This is a genomic window from Rubrivirga halophila (assembly GCF_046845755.1).
Taxonomy (GTDB): Bacteria; Bacteroidota; Rhodothermia; order Rhodothermales; family Rubricoccaceae; genus Rubrivirga.
The window spans coordinates 1732611-1750225 of the sequence record NZ_CP177357.1 but is presented as its reverse complement, the minus strand read 5'-3'; the positions used below and the strand labels follow the sequence as shown (position 1 = coordinate 1750225).

Here is a 17615-nt window from a genome sequence, read left to right as displayed (position 1 = left end):
CGTCCGACCGCAGTGCCGTCGCTGCGCGGTATGGGCCGGGACCTCACAAAGCCCCGCCGTCCTCGGGCGCCTGCGGATCCGGGCCGCGCCGTCGGCTAGCGCTCGGCCGCGAGCGCGCCGTCCATCCAGGCCGCGCGCTCGCGGAGCCACCGCCGCAGGTAGGCCACCTCCTCGGCGTGCGTCGCGCCGACGAACGGGTTCGGCCATACACGGCGGCCCAGCACGGGCCACCGCGCAAAGTTCCGGTCGGGGGCGTCGCCGAGGCGGCCGACCAGCACGTCGACCGTCGCGTCGAGCGAGTCGGCGTGGAACGGGCCGCGGCGAAGGTCGGCCCACCGCGCGGCCGCGGCAGAGCGGAAGGCGGCCTCGTGCGCGAGCTGGGGCCACCACCCGGGGATGGGGTGGTCGCGCGAGCGGGGGACGAGGTCGACCTGCCAGCCGTCGGCGCGGTCGCCGCCGTAATAGTCGGCGTTGCCGAAGGCAATGTTGAAGTCCCAGACGGGCCCGGCGCGGATGCGGCCACCGTCGCCGATATGCTCTTTGTGGTAGTACGTGCTCACGCGGTACCCGTCCACGTCGCGGGCCAGCTCGGTCAGCAAAAACACGTCGACGAACGTGGCGGTGTCGAGGTGGCGGGCGTAGCCGTCGTCCGGGTCGTCCCAGTCGGGCCCGGCCATCGTCTCCTCGAACGCCGCGACGGTGCTCTCGAGGTACAGGCGCTGGGCGCGCGAGAGGTCCTCCGGCTTGGGGTCGTGCGGGGTGTAGACGGGGTAGCGGCCGTTCGAGCCGGGGATGGTCGACGGCCACCCGCCGACGTCGCCCTTGTCGATCTTGAACAGGTAGCCGCCGGTGATCGAGCGGGGCCCGCGGTCGTCGTCCTTGAGCGTCCGGATGTCGACGCGGTCGTCGCCCTGCTCGATCCGCTCGGTCAGGAGGTAGACGCCAAGGTAGTCGCCGTCGAGGACGACCTCGGTGAACCGCGTCCGCGGGGCGTAGCGGCCCATCTGGCCGGCGAGGTGGTACGCGAGCGCGTTCCGGACGAGCGACTTGTCGCCGTACGGGCCGTGGAGCACCCAGTCGTCGTCGGAGGGCAGGCCCAGAAGCCCGACGCGGCGGTTGTCCCCGTCGTCGTCGCGGAGCTCGAGGCCGAGCTGGGGCTTCGGATACCTCGACTGCGACGACTGGCCCCGGCGTTCGACGCCCGCCCAGCCGTGGTAGCCGACCGCCGGCTCGCCCGAGCGGTACCCGCGCTCGACGACGCGGAGCCGGACCGGGACTTTCGGCTCGTCGGGGATTCGCACGCCGCCGGTCTCGAACTCGAACACGGGCAGGTCCGACGCGTGCAGCGCCATCGGCGGCGCGGCGGCGCACGCCCCGAGGGCGAGCACGGCGACGGCACACGCCAGCCCCATGGCCCCCCGCGCGGACCCACCGCGCGGGGAGAGCGAACGACGCCGTCGGCTCATCCGCGCGCGGCGTCGATCGGCGGCGAGTCGGGCACGGCGCCGACGGCACCGTCGCCCGAAACGGTCGTGCCCGGCGGGATCGGCGCGGCGTCCGGCAGCGGGTGGCCGTGCTTCTCGGGCTGCCACGACAGCACGTAGTCCGGCGATTCGATCGCGAGCGCTTGCTTGGTCAGCTTGAGCGGGGCGAACGTGTCGACCATGACGGCCAGCTCGTGCGTTTCCTTAGCGCCGATGCTGGCCTCCGTCGTGCCCGGGTGTGGGCCGTGCGGGATGCCGCCGGGGTGGAGCGTGAAGCTGCCCCGCCCGATCCCCTTGCGCGACATAAAGTCGCCCTCGGCGTAGTACAGCACCTCGTCCGAGTCGATGTTCGAGTGGTTGTACGGCGCCGGGATCGAGTCCGGGTGGTAATCGAACAGGCGGGGCACGAAGGAGCACACCACGAACCCGCGCGCCTCGAACGTCTGGTGGACCGGCGGCGGCTGGTGGATCCGGCCCGTGATCGGCTCGAAGTCGTGGATCGAAAAGGCCGTCGGGTACATGTACCCGTCCCAGCCGACCACGTCGAACGGGTGGTAGCGATAGACGAACGGGAAAAGCTTGCCGTGCTTCTTGATCTTGACGGTGAACCGGCCCTCCTGGTCGATGGCGGGCGGGTTGCCGGGCGGGCGGAAGTCGCGCTCGCAGTACGGGCTGTGCTCGAGGAGCTGGCCCATGTCGTTGCGGTACCGCTTCGGCGGGCGGAACTCGGTCGGCGACTCCATGACGAGAAGACGGGGCTGGACGTCGCCCTCAAAGCTCCACCGATGGATTAGCGTTCGGGGCACGTGGACGTAGTCGCCCTGGACGAACTCGACGTCGCCCAGGACCGTGTGCAGCGTCCCTTCGCCGTCGTGGACGTAAATGAGTTCGTCGTGCGTGGCGTTCTTGTAGAACGTGTCCTCGGGCATCGCGTCGGTCGGGACGCACATCGACATGACGATGTCGTTGTTGCCCATGATCGGGACGCGGCCGCTCAGCCAGTCACCGCCGGGCTCAACCTTGGGGCCGAGAAAGTGGCGGTGCGCCAGGAACGCCTCCTCGGCGTACTCGACGGCCACGTCCTCGGGCTCGCCGACAGCCTCGACGAGCGTCGGGGGGTGGATGTGGTACGCGATCGACCCGATACCGTGGAACCCCTCCTCACCGAGGACCTCCTCGGTGTACAGGGCGCCGTCGGGGCGGGCGAACTGGGTGTGGCGCTTGGGCGGGATCTGGCCGCGCTGGACGTAGAAGGACATGATCAAAGAGGGATAGAGGGAGTTGGGATGAAGGGATGGGCAGAAGGTGCGGTCCCGCTTCCCTCATGCCGCATCCCGCATCCCTCTACAGGTTGCCGCGCCGGGCCTGCTCGCGCTCGATGGCCTCGAAGAGCGCCTTGAAGTTGCCCTTCCCGAACGAGCGGGCGCCCTTGCGCTGGATGATCTCGAAAAAGACCGTCGGGCGGTTGCCGATGGGCTTGGTAAAGATCTGCAACAGGTAGCCGTCGGGGTCGCGGTCGACCAAGATGCCGAGCTCGGCGAGCTCCGAGAGGTCCTCGTCGATCTCGCCGACGCGCGCCGTGAGCTCGTCGTAGTAGGTCGTCGGGACGGTCAGGAAGTCGACGCCCCGCGCGCGGAGCTTGGAGACCGTGTCTAGGATGTTGTCGGTCGCGAGCGCGATGTGCTGGACGCCGGCGCCGCGATAGAAGTCGAGGTACTCCTCGATCTGGCTCTTCTTCTTGCCCTCGGCCGGCTCGTTGATCGGGAATTTGACCCGCTCGTTCCCGTTCGACATCACCTTCGACATCAAGGCCGTGTACTCGGTCGAGATGTCCTCGTCGTCGAACGACATCAGGTTCTTGAAGCCCATCACGTCGGCGTAGTACTGGACGTACTTGTTCATGTCGCCGAGGTCGACGTTGCCGACGCAGTGGTCGACGTACTTGAGCCCGACAGGCTGGGGCGTGAAGTACTCGTTCTCGACGGACTCGTAGCCAGGCAGGAACGGGCCATCGTACCCAGAGCGGTCCACGAACGTGTGGATCGTCTCGCCGTACGTGCCGATCGCCGACACGGTGACCTTGCCGTTCGCGTCCTCCAAGACCTCGGGCTCACGGACGGGCACGCCGCCGCGCTTGGTGGTCTCCTCAAACGCCGACACGGCGTCCTCCACCATCAGCGCCAGGTCCTTGACGCCGTCGCCGTGGAGCCGGACGTGGTCGGCGATCTCGCCCTCGGGGCCCATCGGCGAGGTCACGACGAAACGGATCTTGTCCTGCTGGAGGAGATAGCTGGTCCGGTCGCGGTGGCCGGTCTCGGGCCCCAGGTACGCCTTGACGTCGAACCCGAAGGTGTGGGCGTAGAAGTGGGCGGCCTGCCGTGCGTTGCCGACCCAGAACTCGACGTAGTCGGTGCCCTGGAGCGGGAGGAAATCGTCGCCAGGGGCGACGGCGTCGGGGGCCGTGGTGAGGTCGGGCAGGCCCGAGCCGGGCATGGGGGCCTCGGTCGAGACGGCGTCGAGGACGTCGACGGTGGCGTCGGACGCGCTGCCGGCGCCGTCGCCGGACGTGTTGTGCGTGCTCATCGGAAAGCGGGGAGTCGTCGTACCGTTGACGGGGGGGCGGCTCTCTCCGGCCCCTCGTTCCGGGCTGTGTCTAGATACGTCCGGCGCCCGCTGTCGTTTCCCGGTCCCAAGCGGTTCGCCCCAGGAACCGCCTCGCCAGAGGCGGGTCGGGAGCCAACCCCGCCGCCACTGCCATGCCTCAGTTCGAGATCGAGACCCGCGAGGGATCGGCTGCCTTTGTCCGAGCCCGCACCGCCGCCGAGGCCGTCGGCCGCCAGCAGGACGGGGAGGTGGCGTTGGCCGAGCCGGAGGCGGGGTCCGGCTGGCAGGCTGTGACCGTCGACGGCCAACCGTGGGGCCGCGTCCGCCCGCGTGACCGGATGCGGTTCCGCCGCGACTAGCCCGCCGGTAGGGCCTCAGGACGACGGCCCGGGCCTCGCAGGGAGGCGCCGCAATTGACGGTGGCGGTACCGTGGGGTCTTGCCTCTGGCCACGGCTGGGGGGGCGCGCGTGCGCGCTCCACTCGCCGGCGCACCCCCATCCGGGTACAGGGGTGAGCCGGTCGTTTGCTATCGCCGGCCGTTAGAGGGTCGCCAGCATGGCGTTCGAGAAGTGCTGCCGGTAGCGGCCGCGCGCCTGGACCTTGCGGTCGATGGCCGCGATCACGTCGGGCGCGAAGTCGACGCCGGAGGTCGCCTCGATGGAGCCGATGCCGCCGGGGCTGAACACGTTGACCTCCAGCAAAATGCCGCCGGCGATGTCGAGGCCGACCATGAACATGCCGTCCTGGACGAGCTGGGGCCGGACCATCTCGGCGATCTCGAGCTCGCGGTCGCCGATGACGGCCGCCTGCGCCGAGCCGCCCGCGCTCATGTTGCTGCGGATGTCGCCCTCGGCGCCCTCGCGCCGGAACGCCGCGTAGACGCCGTCGCGCTGCAACGGCTCGCCGTTGAGGAGGTACATCCGGGTGTCGGCGCCGGCCGCCTCCTCGAGGAACTCCTGGACGACCATGTAGCCGTTGACGCAGACGGCGTCGATGATCTGGTTGAGGTTGGCGTGGTCGCCCTCGCGCACCACGAACACGCCGTCGCCACCGGATCCCTGGAACGGCTTGACGATCGCGTCGCCCCCGTGGTCGTCGATAAAGCGGCGCACGTCGTCGGCGTGGCGCGTGACGAGCGTCTTGGGGCGGACCGACGGCGGGAAGTTCTGGAAGTAGACCTTGTTGACGGCCTTCGCGAGCCCGTCGGGGTCGTTGAGCACGAGCACGCCGCGGCGGGCGGCCATCTGGCCGAACACGATGCCCGCCGACTGGGCCCAGCCCCGCGTCCCCGCGTCGTCGGCGGGGTCGTTGCGCAAGAGGATCGCGTCGATGTCGGTGATGTCCATCCGCTCCTCGACGCCGTCGTCGGCGACGCCGGCCCAGAAGGTCTTCGTCGTCTTGTAGGTCCCGCCGGGGCGGCGGACGCGGACGGCCATGCTCTCGTCGGGCTCGCAGATAAAGTCCTCCACGGACAGGTAGAGCACGTCGTGGCCCGCCTTGTGGGCGGCGAGCGCGAGCCGGGTGGTGGTGTACACCGACTTCTCGGTGGCGAAGTCGTTGATCAGAAAGGCGAGACGCATGGGGAGGGGAGAGAGGAGCGGAGCGCGGGGACGGGGCAGAGTGCCTAGGCCTCAGGCGTGAGCAGGTCGAGAAGGGTGAGGCCGCCGCGCAGGCGCGCGAGCCGCTGGCGGGTCGCCTCGGCGTCGGCGTGGAGGGGGCGGAGTGGGGGCTCGTACAGGACGCCGCGGGCGCGCAGGTCGGCGATGGCGGGGACGTGCCGCAGGGCGATTTTGCCCAGGAAGAGGGGCCACAGCGGGTGCCCGTCGCCGAGGTGGGCGAGCAGGTCGCGCAGGCCGCGGAGGTAGACCATGTCCTTCGTCAGCCCGCCGCCCCGGTACAGGCGCAGGGTGACGGTGAACGCGGCGCGGTCACTCAGCCCCGCTTCGCCGGTGAGAACGCGGAAGGTCTCGACAAAGTCGGCGCCCTCGGCCAGCGCCCGGGCGCCGAGCACACGCGCGGCGAGGGTGCGGAAGCGGCCGGCCGTGAGCCCGCCGACGAGCCACTCGGCCAGGACGGCGAGCCCCTCCTGCAGGTCCTGGTAGCCGGCGAGCCCGTAGCGCAGCATCCGCAACGGCTGCGCCGCGCCGTTCGCGAACGTCAGCACGTGCGTGCCGACCTCGTGCGCCAGCAGGGCCTCGACGCGCGCGGCGGGGATCCGGGTGTGCGCGCCGATCAGGAGGCGGCCGTCGGAGACCATCAAGCTGCCCGGGATGTCGTCGCGGATCTGGACCGCCTGCGGTACGTCGGCCGAAACGGCGCCGTACGCGTCGAGCTGGACGCGAGCGGCGGCGGCGAACGCCGTCGCCCCCACGACTTCGCTGCCGAGCGGACGGGGCGGGGCGTCGTCGAGCATCGAGAGGAGCTGGCGCGCGAGGGCGACCAGCCCGTCGTCGGGGGCGCCGTAGACGCGCAGGCTGGTGGGCAGAAACTGCGGCGTGTCGACGTCGAGCGTCATCCGCACGTGGTCGGCGATCTCGTCGCGCGACTCGCGGAGCAGCCCGGCCACGACGGGGTCCTCGACCTGGTCCAGCGGGAGCGAGAAGAGCGTCCGGCGGGCGGCGTCGGGGTCGTACGCGAGGGGGCGGTACACGAACTCGGGCGCGCGGTCGCAGGTCGTCCGGAACTCCTCCCAGGCCGCGTCGCCGTTGACCGGCGTGATCTGCAGGAGCAGGCCGAACGAGCTGGCGACCTCGGCGAGGCCGGCGTCGACGGCCAGGGCCGCGGGCTCGAGCGTCGCGCGGCCGACCTCGGACAGCGGGACCGAGGCGCGCGCCGCGGCGGCATCTCGGAGCGCGGGCGCGAGGGCGTCGCGCACCTCGGCCAGCACGCGTGGGTAGAACTCGCCGTCACGGGCGTTGACGAACACGGCGTCGACGGCCAGGCCCAGGGCGCCAGGCACCTCGAGCGGCACCAGCCCGGGCGGCGCGACGGAGTCGGCCACGATGTGGTCCACGCTCGCGCCCTGCCCGGCGACCTCGATGCCCGAGAGCGCGTCGCGCAAGGCCTCGACCGTGGCGGCGTCGGGGCCGGCCGACGTGGTGAAGAGCGTGAAGCCGGGGGCGCGGTCGAACGGGTCGGGCCCGTCGTCGTGCTCGGCGTCGAGCGGGGTCCAGACCTCGACCACGAGCGGCGGCGTGCCCGCCCCGGCGAGCGCCTCGGCGACGGCGCGGATGGCGTCGCGCGCGGCGGCGACGTCCGGGCCTGAGGCGACGACGTACGCGGGCTGCGTCGTCACGAGAGTATGGGCGTCGGTGCAGGTCGCCGGGGCGTCGGCGCCCTCGTGGGCCGGCGCGCAGCGGTGGACCGCCAGCACGGGCACGGCGTGGTCCACGAACACGACGCCGTCGTCGGGCAGCGCGAGCCGGACCGGCTCGCCGCGGCGGAGCCCGTCGCGGACGGCCGTCCCGATGGCGTCGGGCGTCACGGCGTCAGCCGCTCGCGCGCCGCGAGGGCGCCCTCCGTCGTCGACGCCAGCGCGCGGTGGAGCGCGTCGAACCGCTCGCGGTCGAGGGCTCCGCTCCACTCGTCCATGAACGTCTTCTTGAACTCGACGGCGATCACGCACGCGGCGCTCCCGAACGTGTGGTGGATCCACTGCGAGAAGTGGCCGCCCTGGAATTTGACGTTCTCGCGCACGTCGAGGTCGGCGATGCCCGCCTCGGCCGCGCCCGCCCGGAGGTCGGCCATGAACCCGTCGACGAGCGGCCCCCAGCGCTCGCGGTCCAGCGAGCCGGTCCCGATGTTGACCTCGGGGTTGCCCTCGGGGTCGGCAGTCGGGCCGTCCGGCCCGTCGCGGCGGTGGTTGTACGAGTGGAGGTCGTAGACGACGACGGACCCGTGCTGGCGGATCTTGAGCGCCAGCAGCTTCTCGACGGCCGCGTAGAAGTCGTCGTAGAGGGTGAGCGAGCGGTCGGCGACCGCGTCCGGCACATCGCCGGTCCAGACGGTCAGGCCCCAGGCGTCTTCGGGCGTGCGGTAGAGCGCCTTCTCACGCGGCCGGTTGAGGTCGATCTCGAACCGCGAGCGGTGGCCGACGACGCGAGTCGGCGCCACGTCCGTGAGGCGGCCGGTAAAGGGGTCCTCCTCGCGCAATCGGCCGGCGTCGTCGAGCGCGACGTGCGGAAGCGTCTCGGGGTGGATGGCGTGGCCATCGTGGACGGCGGCGGCGACGAGGGGCCCGGGGCCGGGGGCGATCGAGAAGGGGTCAGACACGGAGAGGGGGAGTGCAGAGAGGGGTGCCGGGTACGCGACGGCCCCGGGCGTGTTCGCCCGCCCGCGCCTCGAGTGTGGGAGGCCTGGCCCCGTTGCTAGCCGGGCGTCCGGCCGAGCCCCGGGGCCGGGCAGGTACCTTCCGGCATGCCCGCCCTCCCGACCGCGTGACCGAGTTGACGCCCGCCGTGCTCTCCCCGTGGGCCGGCATCGCCGGCGTGCTCGGGGCGTTCGGGCTGACGCTGGCCGTGCTGCGGTGGGCCCAGCTCCGGCGCGGGCTCGGCGCCGTCGCCACCCAGAAGGCGCTCCACGCGGCGATGAGCGCCGTCGCCCTGTCGCTGCCCTGGCTGTTCGACGCTGACTGGCCGCTCGCTGTGCTGGCGGCCGTCGCCGTGGCGACGGTCCTCGCGATCCGGTTCATCCCAGCCCTGCGCCAGTCGGTCGGCCACGTGCTCCACGACGGCGCGGCCTCGATCGGCGACGTGAGCTTCCCGCTCGCCGTGTGGGCGCTCTACGTGCTCGCCGACGGGTCGGCTGTGCTGTACTCGATCCCGATCCTGCTGCTCGGCATCGCCAGCCCCGTCGCCGGGCTCGTCGCCGAGCGCCACGACGTGGCCCGGTTCGACGACGACGAGGACAAGAGCCAGGAGGGCGCCGTCGCGTTCCTGTTCGTGGCCTTCCTGTGCGTCCACGTGCCGCTGCTCCTGTTCACGCCGGTCGGCCGCGCCGAGGCGTTGTGGATCGGCGCGATCGTGGCCGTGCTCGCGACGATCGTCGAGACCGTCTCGTGGCGGGGGCTCAACAACCTGTTCGTGCCGCTCGGGGCGTACGCCGTGCTCGTGCGCCTGCTGACGTTCGACGCGACGCTGCTGGTGGGGCACGCAGCCGTGCTGGTGGGCCTGCTGGGAGTCGTCGCCGTGCTCCGGCGCGAGACGACCGTCGGCGGCGCCGGCGTGTTCGGGGTCGCGCTTGTGGGGTATCTCGTGTGGGCGCTCGGCGGGACCGCGTGGCTGCTGTCGCCGGCCCTCGTGTTCGTGCTCTACGCCCGCATCTGGCCCGCCGGCCGCGAGGCCGACGGCCTGCCCCACGACCCCCGCCGGCGCCCGCACACGACGAGCAACGTCTTCAGCGTGTCGTCGGTCGGCGTAATGTGGCTGCTCGCCGCGAGCGCGTTCGGCGCGGACCTGCTGTTCCCCTACGCCGTCGCGTGGTCGGTCGCCTTTGCGTTCCTCGGCGTCGATCGGATGATGGCGGCCCGGCCGGACTGGGGCGTCGCCGGGCTGACGTGGCGGGCCGCGTGGCGGGCAACGTTGGTCGGGATCGGGCCCGTCCTCCTCGTGATGTGGCTCCGGGTGTGGGCCGAGCAGACGACGGGGGCCGTCGCGGGGACACCCGCCCCGGCGCATCCCATCGCGCTGACCGCCGTGGCCTTCGGGGTCGGGCTCGTGGCGAGCGCCGTCGGCGCGGCGGTGCTGGCGCGCTGGAAGGGGCCCATCGACCACGACTCGTCGCCGTTCGCCGGGCGCGTGTACCGCGCGGCGATCGTGGCGCCGCTCTCCGCGCTCGGCCTGCTCATCGCGTGGCTGGCCTAGGGCACCGCCGACGCGGGCGGCCCGTTCGGAGGGCGGTCCCTGAGCGTGTTCGCCCGCTGCCACGCTCGGTACCCGGCGAGCGACTCTGACGTACCCTCTCCCCACGACACGCCCCTCCCGTTATGTTCGGACGCCCCCGTCAGTCCCGCCAGCGCCGCCGCCTCGCGGCCCTCACGCTCGACGCCGCCCGCGCCCGGGCCGCTCGCGGCGCCGACCTGCTCGACGATCGCGACGGCGGCTGGGCAGCGAACGTCGACACGGCCACGCTGGAACTCGCCGACGGCACGGCGTGCGTGCTCGGCCAGCTCGCGGGCGAGTACCGCCTCGGCCTGCGCGCCCGCGTGTTCGACCTATCGAGCGCCCCGACGCGCTTCGTGTCGCCGGTCGACCTCGGCTTCCAGGCCGTCGGCGACCTCGGCGAGGCGGCCGAAGCGCTCGACTACGCGTTCCTGACCCGGGCGTGGCGCGAGGAGATCACCGCCCGCCAGCAGGGCGCGCCGTCAGCGCGCGCGCGTCCGCAGAGCACGGCCCCGGCCTAAGCTCAGGTCGGTGTGGCGGTGACGATGAGGCCCTCGCCGCAGTACTTGCAGTGCCGGGCGTCGGCGTCGTGGTCGTCGAGCCCGCAGATCGGGCACCTGTCGACCTGGACCTCGATGGGTGTCCGGATGGCGAACGCGTCGGCCAGCTTCTTGGACCGCGCCATGCCCAGCTCGACGGTCACGATCCCTGTCGGCACGGCGATGATGCCGTAGCCGACGATGACGAGGGCGACGGTGAGGAACTGCCCGACCGCCGTCTGCGCAGCGATGTCGCCGTAGCCGACCGTGGTGACGGTGATGACGGCCCAGTAGACGCTCCGGGGGATCGACGTGAACCCGTTCTCGCCGCCCTCGATGAGGTACATCAGCGCCCCAGCGACGGTCACGAGTGTGAGCACGACGAAGATGAAGACAAAGATCTTGCGGCGGCTCGCGGCGAGCGCCCGGCGGAGCTGCTCGGCCTCGTCGAGGTAGTTCCCCAGCTTGAGGACGCGGAAAACGCGCAACGCGCGCAGAATGCGGACCGTAACGAGGACCTGGGCACCGCCCTCCGGATACAGCAGCGTGATGTACGTCGGAAGGATCGAGAGCACGTCGACGACCCCGAAAAAGCTGCGCGCGTAGCGGAACGGGTTCTGCAGGACGATCAGCCGCAGGACGTACTCGATCGTAAACAGGATGGTAAAGAACCACTCGATGACGAACAGCTCTGGCGCGTACCGAACCTGGATCCCGCCTACGCTCTCGAGCATCACCACGACGACGCTCACCAATATGGCGACGATCAGGACGATGTCGAACGCCTTGGCGACGGGGTCGTCGGCGTGGAAGACGATCTCGAAGAGCCGCCGCCGGAGGCCGGTCCCGACCGGGCGGAAGCCCTCGGGGGTCGGGCGGTCGGGGTCGAGGGCGGGCGCGGGCGTCGGCTCGGTCATCGCTGCAAGCTAGCCGCGGGCGGCGACGGCGCCGGTCAGGACGGCCTCGAAGCGGTCGGCGATGGCCCCGAGGTCGAAGGCGCGCTTGGCGTAGGCACGGCCTGCGTCGCCGGCGCGGTGGCGCTCGGCGTCGTCGGCCAGGAGCGCCAGCACGGCGCCCGCGAGGGCGTCGGGGTCGCCGGGCGGCACGACGGCCCCGGCCCGCTCGCGCGTCACGATCCGGGCGGCGAGGTTGTCGGGCGGGACCGAGAGCACGGCCGGGCGGCCAGCGCAGAGGTACGCGAGCACCTTCGAGGGGACCGACACGGCGCTCGCCTCGGGCTCGAGCACGGCCACGAACACGTCGGCGGCGCCGAGCACGTCGGGGAAGACCTCGAACGGCTGGAAGGGCAAGAGCACAACGTTCGCCAGCCCGCGCTCGCGCTGGGCGGTCGCCAGCCAGTCGGCGCCCTCGCCACTCGACACGACGACGAGCCGGGCGTCGGGGGCCGCTGCGGCCAGCCGCTCAGCGAGGTGCGCCAGACCGGCCGGGTCGTGCTTCATCCCGAGCGTGCCGGAGTACAGCACGACGGGGTGCCCGGACAGCCCGTGCTCGTGAGCCCACGGGTTGTCGCGCGGGCGCTGGGGCAGGTCCGCCAGCGGGGCCCAGTTCTCGATCACCGACACGCGCTCGGGGCGGACGCGCCAGCGATCCAAGAGCGGCCGGAACGCGTCGGTGATCGCCAGCACCGCGTCCGCGCCCCTGAGCAGGCGCCCCTCGCGCGCCTCGAACACGCGACCGAGCAGGTCGCCGGCGACCCCGAACTTGCGCGTCAGCACGGCGCGCGTGCCGACCGAGTGGACGTCCTGGAGCCAGTTCACGAACGCGGCGTCCTGGGCGTGCGCCGCGGCCATCAGGGGGGCGATCACGTCGAGCGAGGCGTTCGCGCCGATCACCACGTCGGCGTCCCACCGACGGACGTGCGCGGCGGCGGCCTTTCCGAACTGCGCCTCGGCCTGGCGCCGCCGGACCAGCCCCGCCAGCGACCGCGCCCGCTTGTCGACAGGCGCCGTCACGACGGGGTCGAGCGACAGCGTCGGCGGGTCGTCCGAGCGGGGCGCGAGGTCGCCCTGGGGCGCTTCGTTTGTCGCCGAGAACCCGTAGCGGACGGCATGGCCCCGCCGCGCCAGCTCGCGGGCGAGGCCGACCAGGAAGGCGTGGCCGCCGTAGTCGTGGAGGTAGATCCGCATGGGCTGAAACGAGTCGCGCCCGGCCGTCGAGGCCGGGCGCGAGGGCCGGGGGGAATCGGTGGCGCGAGGGAGACTTGAACTCCCGACCTCAGGGTTATGAATCCTGCGCTCTAACCAGCTGAGCTACCGCGCCGGGCCCGCCAGGATACGCCCCCGCCGCGCCGGGCCTCAATCCAAGCTTTGAGGAAGCGGGGCTAGCGCAGCGCGTGGCGCCAGGCAGCGGCGACCATTGCGGGGGGCACGCCGTCCGCCAGCCGCGCCGACCCGACGGCGTCGAGGACGACGAACCGGAGCCCGCTCGCAGTGCGCTTTTTGTCCGACGCCATGGCCGCCGTCAACCGGTCGGGGTCGAGGGCCGGCGCGGGCGGCGAGAGCCGGGCGACCAGGTCGTCGGCGGCGGCGAACGGCCCGAGGTCGGCGGCGACGGCGCCGGCTGCCAACGACGCCGACAGGTGCAAGGCGGCGCGCATGCCGAGGGCGACGGCCTCGCCGTGCGTGAGCGTGCCGTAGCCCGCCTCGCGCTCGATCGCGTGCCCGAACGTGTGGCCAAAGTTGAGGAGCGCCCGGACGCCCGCCTCGCGCTCGTCGGCCGACACCACGGCGGCCTTGACAGCGGCGGCGTCCCGGACGAGGGCGGCGACCACGTCGAGTCGGCGTCCGACGAGCGCGTCCCAGTCGTCGCGCAGGCGGTCCGCGAGCGCGGCGTCCGAGATCAAGGCGTGCTTGACGGCCTCGGCGAGCCCGCTGCGGAAGTCGCGGTCGGGCAGCGTCGCGAGGGTCGCTGGGTCGGCGAGGACGAACACGGGCTGGTGGAACGCGCCGACGAGGTTCTTCCCGCTGGCGTGGTTGAGCCCGGTCTTGCCGCCGATCGCGCTGTCGACCTGGGCGATCGTCGTGGTCGGGATCTGGACGAGCGGGAGGCCCCGGAGCAGCGTCGCGGCGGCGAAGCCGGCGAGGTCCCCGACGACGCCGCCCCCGAGCGCGAGCACGGGCGTCCCCCGGTCGAGCCCGAGCGCGAGCGCCCAGTCGAGCACGTCCGAATACACGGCCAGCGACTTCGACGCCTCGCCAGCCGGGACCGCCAGCGTCTCGACGGTCCGCCCGTCGGCGCGCAGGGCGTCCGTCAGGGGCGCCAACCAGAGCGGCCCCACCGTCGCGTCGGTGACGACGAGCACGCGGCCGGGCAACCCGGCGTCGCGGAGGCGGCGCGGCGCCGTCGCGAGCGGGTCGACGTGGACGGGGTAGCCCCGGCCGTCGGGGAGCGAGACGTGGACGGGAGCGGCGGGCACGGCGGCGATCGGAGGGCCGCGCAAGATCGCCACACAGCCGAGGGCCCTAAGGCGCCCCCGCGTGCCGTCCCACGTGTCGGACGCTACCGCTTGAGGAGGAGGCCGAACGGCTGGGTCCCGTCCGGGTCGGCCGTGTTGTCGGCGTAGTACGTGTCGAACGTCGACAGGAACACGTACCGGGCGCCGGCGGGGATGGTGACGCAGACCGAGGTGGCGTCGAAGTCCTGGGGCACGTCTGTGGCGTGCCCGCCGGACTCGGTGTCGGGCGTGACGACGTCGTCGCCGGCCTCGACGGCCGTCTTGATGCGGACGCGCTCATCGCTGGGGCTGAGCGTGTCGTCGGCGCTGAAGATGGCCGTCAGGAGGGGCTGGCCCTGCTCGCTGGCGCGGATGCCGGGGCCCAGGATAAAGTCGCCGACGGCGACGGCGCACACGTGGTCGCCGGCCTTGAGGCCCTCGTCGGCAAGCCGGAGCGCGGGCGCGTCGAGGGCATGGTCGCCGAACGTCCGGAGGTAGGTCTGGCGCGGGTCGACCTCGATGAACACGTCGGCGTCCGCGCTCCCGCCCGTCGTTCCCCCACCGGTGCCGTCGGAGCCGCCCCCGTGGGAGCCCCCGCCGCCGGGGTGGTCGTAAGTGCCGCCCCCGTGGCTTCCGCAGTCCTCGCAGGGCAAGTTGAGGCCGGTGGAGTCGCAACCGGAGAGCGCGAAGGCGACGGCGGCGGTGAGGAGGAGGGAGCGCATCGAGGCAAGATGGAGAGGAGTACCTCCCCAGGGAGAACGCCCGGCCAGCGTACCGGCCCGACTTGAATGGAGCAAGCCATTGTCGTGGAATCGTGTCGCTGTCTCGACGTGAACGCGGGCGCTCTCTAGAACGGGGAGAGGAACCCCCAACGGCCGTTCCTCGTGGGACCAGGGCACCTCTCGTCCCCCCCAACACCCACCCAATCACACATCATGGGACTCCTCGACTTTCTGAAAGACAAGGGCAAAGATCTCTTCGGCGGCCGCGAAGGCAACGAAGCGGAGGAGATCAAGAAGGAGGTCGAGCAAGCGCTCGGCAGCAACATCTCCAACCTCGGCGTCCGTTACGACAACGGTCGCGTGACGCTCCAGGGCACGGCCAAGAGCCAGGCCGCTAAGGAGAAGGCGCAGCTCATCGCGGGCAACGTTAAGGGCGTCTCGAGCGTCAACGCCGACGGGATGACCGTCGACGGCGCGCAGACCGCCGGCGCAGCCGCGTCCGCCCCCGCCAGCCGCTACTACACGATCAAGAGCGGGGACACCCTCTCGAAGATTGCCAAGGAGTACTACGGCGATGCCAATGCGTACAACAAGATTTTTGAGGCCAACCGCGAGGTCATCGGCGACCCGGACAAGATCTACCCGGGGCAGCAGATCCGAATCCCGGCCGCCTAGCGCCCGGTCTCCCTTTGCGGAGCGCCCCGCCAGCTGTCGAGCTGGCGGGGCTTTTTTTTGGGCCCGCGGCCCGAGGGTTGATCTGCCTCCACGTGAGAGGTTTGTGATCGCGGGAACGAGGGACGAGAACAGGGGCAGGGGGCGACCGACCGGTTGGGGTCGCATGCCTCTGGCGCTACCGTGCGAACAGGGTCGTCATCCAGAGCACGAGCCCTCCGCGGGCGGTCCACGCCACCGTCCGGATCCAATTCGTGGTGACGAGGCGGGCGTGCGCGTCGGCGTCGAAGTCCGCCGCGAGCGCCGTGTGCAGGGGCACGGACACGAACGCCGTCGTCGCCCAGATCACGCCGACGAGCGCGGCGCCGAGCACGACGGCCCACAGGGGAAGGGGTGCCGGTCGGGCGAGCACCAGCCACACGGCTGTCGCGATCTCGACGAGCATCAGCGGACCCACGACGAACGTGATCCGCGACTGATGACTGGCCTCGTACGTGGCCCACCCGGCCTCGCCGACGCCTGCGAAGAGGGGATAATGGACCACCTGGATCGTCCAGATGAGCCCGACGAGCGCGAGCGTGGCCCCGAGATTGGCAAGAAAAACGACAGGCATCAGGCCTCGAGATCCGTGGGTGCGGCCTCGGCTGCGTGGCGGCCGGAGACGAGGGCCCCGTAGATGGGCCCGTTGCGTCGCCCGTCCCCGGTGACGTAGAGGTCGCCGGGGCGCACCGATCGCTCGGGTTGGACGAGGATGGCGACTTCCAGGCCACGACGGGGGAGGGCGCGGGCGCAGGCCAACCCGGAGGGGCCGGCGCCGACGATTCCGATGTTGATCATGACAGGGTGTGGGCGTCGAGGCGTCCGAGCATGTGGCGGAGCGCGGTGTCGAGGTCGGGCACGGCGAACCGGAAGCCGCTCGCGAGCAGCCGCCCGGGCACCATCCGGACGCTCGTGAGCGCGACGCGCCGAGCGAGCTCTCCGCCGGCCAACTTCACCAGCGGCGTCGGAACGGAGACGACCGCGGGCCGGCGCTGCACCCGGGCGAGCGTCTTGACGAAGGCCTTGGTCGTGACCGGTTCGGGCGCCGAGAGGTTGACGGGGCCTGAGAGGCCGGCCGCGAGCACGATGTGGTGCAGGGCGTAGACGACGTCGTCGAGGGCGATCCACGGCCACCAGGCGGTGCCGTCGCCGGGCCAGCCGCCCAGGCCGAGGAGCGCCAGCGGGGCGAGCGGTTGGAGCACGCCGCCGCTCGGCGTCGTGACGAGCCCGATCCGCGCGTGGACGACCCGGATGCCGGCAGCGCTGGCGGGGGCCGTCGCGTTCTCCCACGCCCGGCACACGCCAGGCAGGAAGCCCGTGCCGCGCGGCGAGTCCTCGGTCAGCACCTCGTCACCGCGGTCGCCATACGCGCCGCTGGCGGAGGCCGAGACGAGCACGCGGGGCGGGACTGGGAGCGCGGCGAGCGACTGTGCGATCAGGCGCGTGCCCTTCGAGCGGCTCTCCCAGATCGTGCGCCGCGCCGACTGGCTCCCGTCGAGCGACGTGATGGGCTCGCCCGCGAGGTGGACGACGGCGTCGGGCGCGAGGCGCGCCAGAGCATCGGTATCGACCTCGCCCGCCTCGACGTTCCAGTACACGGCCTCGTCCTGCGGCCCCTGCGAAACGGCGTCCTCGCGCCTGCGAACGAGTCGGACGACCGTGTGGCCGCCGCCCTGCAGGAACGCCCCCAGCGCCGTGCCCACGAGCCCGCTGGCGCCGGTGATGGCGATGGTCATCGGCGCCACGTCCGCGTCGGCATGACGACGTAAGTCCTCGACCGTCACGCGGTGCCGGTACGCGAACATCCGGTCGAACTGGCGCCGCGCGATCGGGGCGCCGAGGCTGGTGACGGGCGCCAGCGGGAGCTCGTACGTCACGTCGTCCTCCAAGACCGAGCCGTCGCCGTCGGGTAGCATCCGGTGGACGTGGTGCCACGCGGCGAAGGGGCCTGAGACCTGGCGGTCCTCAAACTGGCACGGCCCGTCGCCCGTCAGGCAGACGTCGTCGTACCCCACGTGCTCGGCGACCCAGTCGATGCCGGCAGGGCCGACCCCGAGGCGGATCACGGCGCGGTCGCCGTCGCGGATGCCCTCGTGGGACACCAGCGAAACCGGCTGCCACGGGGGCGAGAGGCGCTGGAACGCGCCGGGGCGGGCGTGCCAGCGGAACAGGTCGGCGGCGGGGACGGGGACCGCGACGCGAGTAGTGTAGCGCATGGATC

Annotated in this window: 17 protein-coding genes and 1 tRNA gene; 4 read left to right on the top strand and 14 right to left on the bottom strand. The window is 72.2% G+C overall.

Features of this window, described 5'->3' with window-relative positions; all coding sequences use genetic code 11:
• Nucleotides 1–95: 95 nt before the first annotated feature.
• The 3 genes from ACLIRP_RS07635 to hppD all read right to left on the bottom strand — a co-directional run bounded on the left by ACLIRP_RS07635 (nucleotide 96) and on the right by hppD (nucleotide 3977).
• On the bottom strand, nucleotides 96–1412 hold the full coding sequence (locus ACLIRP_RS07635; protein ID WP_412063373.1) for a CotH kinase family protein: 1317 nt from the start codon (nucleotides 1410–1412) through the stop codon (nucleotides 96–98).
• 50 nt (nucleotides 1413–1462) lie between these two features.
• Nucleotides 1463–2743 carry a homogentisate 1,2-dioxygenase gene (locus ACLIRP_RS07630; protein WP_412063372.1) on the bottom strand — a complete coding sequence of 427 codons (1281 nt, stop codon included), beginning with the start codon at nucleotides 2741–2743 and terminating at the stop codon, nucleotides 1463–1465.
• A gap of 85 nt (nucleotides 2744–2828) precedes the next feature.
• Nucleotides 2829–3977, bottom strand: a complete 1149-nt coding sequence (gene hppD, locus ACLIRP_RS07625) for a 4-hydroxyphenylpyruvate dioxygenase (RefSeq protein ID WP_412063697.1) — start codon at nucleotides 3975–3977, stop codon at nucleotides 2829–2831.
• Nucleotides 3978–4240: 263 nt separating this feature from the next.
• On the opposite strand from hppD, the gene ACLIRP_RS07620 reads away from it, so the two are divergent.
• The gene (locus ACLIRP_RS07620) at nucleotides 4241–4447 is read left to right on the top strand and encodes a hypothetical protein (RefSeq protein ID WP_412063371.1); all 207 of its coding nucleotides are present in this window, start codon (nucleotides 4241–4243) and stop codon (nucleotides 4445–4447) included.
• 181 nt (nucleotides 4448–4628) lie between these two features.
• Here ACLIRP_RS07620 and ACLIRP_RS07615 read toward each other — a convergent pair whose 3' ends face one another.
• From ACLIRP_RS07615 to ACLIRP_RS07605, 3 genes are read right to left on the bottom strand one after another with little or no spacing between them, the layout of a single operon-like run.
• Complete coding sequence (locus ACLIRP_RS07615) at nucleotides 4629–5669, bottom strand: glutathione synthetase (RefSeq protein WP_412063370.1); 1041 nt, start codon at nucleotides 5667–5669, stop codon at nucleotides 4629–4631.
• A 44-nt stretch (nucleotides 5670–5713) separates the two neighbouring features.
• Nucleotides 5714–7573 (bottom strand): flavohemoglobin expression-modulating QEGLA motif protein, encoded by a 1860-nt coding sequence (locus tag ACLIRP_RS07610; RefSeq protein ID WP_412063369.1) that lies wholly within the window; start codon nucleotides 7571–7573, stop codon nucleotides 5714–5716.
• Complete coding sequence (locus ACLIRP_RS07605; RefSeq protein ID WP_412063368.1) at nucleotides 7570–8361, bottom strand: N-formylglutamate amidohydrolase; 792 nt, start codon at nucleotides 8359–8361, stop codon at nucleotides 7570–7572. The genes ACLIRP_RS07610 and ACLIRP_RS07605 overlap by 4 nt, the downstream gene beginning before the upstream one ends.
• Before the next feature lie 164 nt (nucleotides 8362–8525).
• Between ACLIRP_RS07605 and ACLIRP_RS07600 the strand changes: the two genes are divergently transcribed.
• Together ACLIRP_RS07600 and ACLIRP_RS07595 are read left to right on the top strand one after the other, a co-directional pair.
• On the top strand, nucleotides 8526–9950 hold the full coding sequence (locus ACLIRP_RS07600) for a hypothetical protein (RefSeq protein WP_412063367.1): 1425 nt from the start codon (nucleotides 8526–8528) through the stop codon (nucleotides 9948–9950).
• Nucleotides 9951–10072: 122 nt separating this feature from the next.
• Nucleotides 10073–10489: a hypothetical protein gene (locus ACLIRP_RS07595; RefSeq protein WP_412063366.1), complete on the top strand. Its 417-nt coding sequence runs from the start codon at nucleotides 10073–10075 to the stop codon at nucleotides 10487–10489.
• 2 nt (nucleotides 10490–10491) lie between these two features.
• On the opposite strand, the gene ACLIRP_RS07590 is transcribed toward ACLIRP_RS07595, so the two are convergent.
• The 5 genes from ACLIRP_RS07590 to ACLIRP_RS07570 form a co-directional block, all read right to left on the bottom strand.
• Complete coding sequence (locus ACLIRP_RS07590) at nucleotides 10492–11424, bottom strand: ion transporter (RefSeq protein ID WP_412063365.1); 933 nt, start codon at nucleotides 11422–11424, stop codon at nucleotides 10492–10494.
• Between the two features lie 9 nt (nucleotides 11425–11433).
• Nucleotides 11434–12654: a glycosyltransferase family 4 protein gene (locus ACLIRP_RS07585; RefSeq protein WP_412063364.1), complete on the bottom strand. Its 1221-nt coding sequence runs from the start codon at nucleotides 12652–12654 to the stop codon at nucleotides 11434–11436.
• A gap of 59 nt (nucleotides 12655–12713) precedes the next feature.
• A tRNA-Met gene (locus ACLIRP_RS07580) sits at nucleotides 12714–12787 on the bottom strand.
• Nucleotides 12788–12848: 61 nt separating this feature from the next.
• On the bottom strand, nucleotides 12849–13952 hold the full coding sequence (gene aroB / locus ACLIRP_RS07575) for a 3-dehydroquinate synthase (protein WP_412063696.1): 1104 nt from the start codon (nucleotides 13950–13952) through the stop codon (nucleotides 12849–12851).
• Nucleotides 13953–14026: 74 nt separating this feature from the next.
• A complete protein-coding gene (locus tag ACLIRP_RS07570; RefSeq protein WP_412063363.1) occupies nucleotides 14027–14683 on the bottom strand; it encodes a hypothetical protein in 657 nt (218 codons plus the stop codon).
• 213 nt (nucleotides 14684–14896) lie between these two features.
• Here ACLIRP_RS07570 and lysM point away from each other — a divergent pair, with 213 nt between their 5' ends.
• Nucleotides 14897–15358 carry a peptidoglycan-binding protein LysM gene (lysM, locus tag ACLIRP_RS07565; RefSeq protein WP_412063362.1) on the top strand — a complete coding sequence of 154 codons (462 nt, stop codon included), beginning with the start codon at nucleotides 14897–14899 and terminating at the stop codon, nucleotides 15356–15358.
• A 175-nt stretch (nucleotides 15359–15533) separates the two neighbouring features.
• Here the strand turns inward: lysM and ACLIRP_RS07560 are convergent, their stop codons facing one another.
• The 3 genes from ACLIRP_RS07560 to ACLIRP_RS07550 are packed head-to-tail and all read right to left on the bottom strand — an operon-like array spanning nucleotide 15534 to nucleotide 17610.
• The gene (locus ACLIRP_RS07560; RefSeq protein ID WP_412063361.1) at nucleotides 15534–15968 is read right to left on the bottom strand and encodes a hypothetical protein; all 435 of its coding nucleotides are present in this window, start codon (nucleotides 15966–15968) and stop codon (nucleotides 15534–15536) included.
• Complete coding sequence (locus tag ACLIRP_RS07555; RefSeq protein WP_412063360.1) at nucleotides 15968–16192, bottom strand: NAD(P)-binding protein; 225 nt, start codon at nucleotides 16190–16192, stop codon at nucleotides 15968–15970. The genes ACLIRP_RS07560 and ACLIRP_RS07555 overlap by 1 nt, the downstream gene beginning before the upstream one ends.
• Nucleotides 16189–17610 (bottom strand): TIGR01777 family oxidoreductase, encoded by a 1422-nt coding sequence (locus tag ACLIRP_RS07550; RefSeq protein ID WP_412063359.1) that lies wholly within the window; start codon nucleotides 17608–17610, stop codon nucleotides 16189–16191. Before ACLIRP_RS07550 ends, ACLIRP_RS07555 begins: the two co-directional genes overlap by 4 nt.
• Between the last annotated feature and the right edge of the window lie 5 nt (nucleotides 17611–17615).

Excerpts from the sequence above, each read along its gene's own strand:
- ACLIRP_RS07550 (WP_412063359.1), bottom strand. The coding sequence starts at position 17,610 with ATGCGCTACACTACTCGCGTCGCGGTCCCCGTCCCCGCCGCCGACCTG.
- ACLIRP_RS07590 (WP_412063365.1), bottom strand. The coding sequence starts at position 11,424 with ATGACCGAGCCGACGCCCGCGCCCGCCCTCGACCCCGACCGCCCGACC.
- ACLIRP_RS07560 (WP_412063361.1), bottom strand. The coding sequence starts at position 15,968 with ATGCCTGTCGTTTTTCTTGCCAATCTCGGGGCCACGCTCGCGCTCGTC.
- ACLIRP_RS07630 (WP_412063372.1), bottom strand. The coding sequence starts at position 2,743 with ATGTCCTTCTACGTCCAGCGCGGCCAGATCCCGCCCAAGCGCCACACC.
- ACLIRP_RS07635 (WP_412063373.1), bottom strand. The coding sequence starts at position 1,412 with ATGGGGCTGGCGTGTGCCGTCGCCGTGCTCGCCCTCGGGGCGTGCGCC.
- ACLIRP_RS07585 (WP_412063364.1), bottom strand. The coding sequence starts at position 12,654 with ATGCGGATCTACCTCCACGACTACGGCGGCCACGCCTTCCTGGTCGGC.
- ACLIRP_RS07555 (WP_412063360.1), bottom strand. The coding sequence starts at position 16,192 with ATGATCAACATCGGAATCGTCGGCGCCGGCCCCTCCGGGTTGGCCTGC.
- ACLIRP_RS07595 (WP_412063366.1), top strand. The coding sequence starts at position 10,073 with ATGTTCGGACGCCCCCGTCAGTCCCGCCAGCGCCGCCGCCTCGCGGCC.
- ACLIRP_RS07570 (WP_412063363.1), bottom strand. The coding sequence starts at position 14,683 with ATGCGCTCCCTCCTCCTCACCGCCGCCGTCGCCTTCGCGCTCTCCGGT.
- hppD (WP_412063697.1), bottom strand. The coding sequence starts at position 3,977 with ATGCCCGGCTCGGGCCTGCCCGACCTCACCACGGCCCCCGACGCCGTC.
- ACLIRP_RS07615 (WP_412063370.1), bottom strand. The coding sequence starts at position 5,669 with ATGCGTCTCGCCTTTCTGATCAACGACTTCGCCACCGAGAAGTCGGTG.
- lysM (WP_412063362.1), top strand. The coding sequence starts at position 14,897 with ATGGGACTCCTCGACTTTCTGAAAGACAAGGGCAAAGATCTCTTCGGC.
- ACLIRP_RS07620 (WP_412063371.1), top strand. The coding sequence starts at position 4,241 with ATGCCTCAGTTCGAGATCGAGACCCGCGAGGGATCGGCTGCCTTTGTC.